Origin of the sequence: Microcystis sp. LE19-84.1B (assembly GCF_027531875.1) — a bacterium.
Classification (GTDB): domain Bacteria; phylum Cyanobacteriota; class Cyanobacteriia; order Cyanobacteriales; family Microcystaceae; genus Microcystis; species Microcystis panniformis.
This window is the reverse complement of the sequence record NZ_JAPZSR010000198.1, coordinates 1-1,063: the sequence shown is the minus strand read 5'-3', so window position 1 is coordinate 1,063 and position 1,063 is coordinate 1. Positions and strand designations below refer to the sequence as shown.

The following is a 1,063-nucleotide window of genomic DNA, read 5'->3' as shown; positions in this document are numbered from 1 at the left end:
GGTCTTGGCTGTCTATATTTTAACCAATAAATTGCTGTATTGCAAGCATAGTCAGCTTTTAAAGATAAATTATTGTTTTATTGGTCAGCAATAATTGTCTGTTTTTTCTTTAATTTTACATGACAAGTTCGGAAGAGCCATAATACTGAAATTAAAGGAAAGTTCTATTTTATTAATTGATGAAATTGAAAACGGCATACATTACACTAATCAAAGAGAATTTTGGAAACTGCTATTCCGATTAGCTATCGAACTAGATAGCCAAATTTTTGCCACAACCCATAGTTTAGAGATGATCCAAGCTTTTGCGGATGTGGGGTTAGAATATTATCCAGAACAGGGGGCCTATTTTGAACTAGCAAGGAGTCCCAGAACTGATAAAATTATTGGTATTAAAAGACAATTAAGCACTTTAGAGTACGCCTTAAAACATGGCAATGAGGTGAGAGGTGAGTAACTTATTAATCGTCGAGAGCAAGAATGATAAAATTTTTATCGAAGCCCTAGTGCAATACTTAAATTTTACCAAAATTCAGTTAGATAAACCGATTTGCTTTGAGGAAGATGACTATAAATGTTTACAGGGTTTAGATCAAGCTAAATTAACCAGCACTTTCGAGGAAATTAAGGCGACTATTCGTAAAAAAGCTATCCCTAAAGTTGGTATTATTATCGATCAAGATTCTGACACTAAGACAGAGCGACTAAATTGGCTTAACGATTGTCTAAAAAATGTGTATCCAGAAGCGGAAGATATTAGGGAAACCAGTCAGCTTTATAGATTGACAACAATAGAAGATCAAATCACAGAATTTGCTTGTTATTTTACCAATGTGGACGGACAAGGAAAACTAGAAACAGTTCTCAAGAAGATTAAAAGTCAAGATTCCACCTATGCGGATTGTTTAGAAGACTGGAGAAATTGCTGAGAGGGGGACAAGCGAGCTAGAAGGTAGATAGGGCAAGCGATATAGCTCTTTGTCCTTTGATGTAATCCTTCAACCGATAGCGGCTAATTTGCATTAGCTCTTCTATATTTTTTTGGAACATTTGATGTAGCTGT

At 35.1% G+C, this 1,063-nt stretch carries 1 protein-coding gene and 1 pseudogene; both read left to right on the top strand.

Annotation, left to right across the window (positions count from 1 at the left end; all coding sequences use genetic code 11):
- Positions 1 to 139: 139 nt before the first annotated feature.
- Positions 140 to 457 (top strand): annotated as a pseudogene (locus O9324_RS11610) (AAA family ATPase); the annotation flags it as partial.
- Positions 450 to 929, top strand: coding sequence for a DUF3226 domain-containing protein (locus O9324_RS11605; protein ID WP_288140264.1), 480 nt, complete (start codon positions 450 to 452; stop codon positions 927 to 929). The pseudogene O9324_RS11610 and the gene O9324_RS11605, both read left to right, overlap by 8 nt.
- Positions 930 to 1,063: the final 134 nt, after the last annotated feature.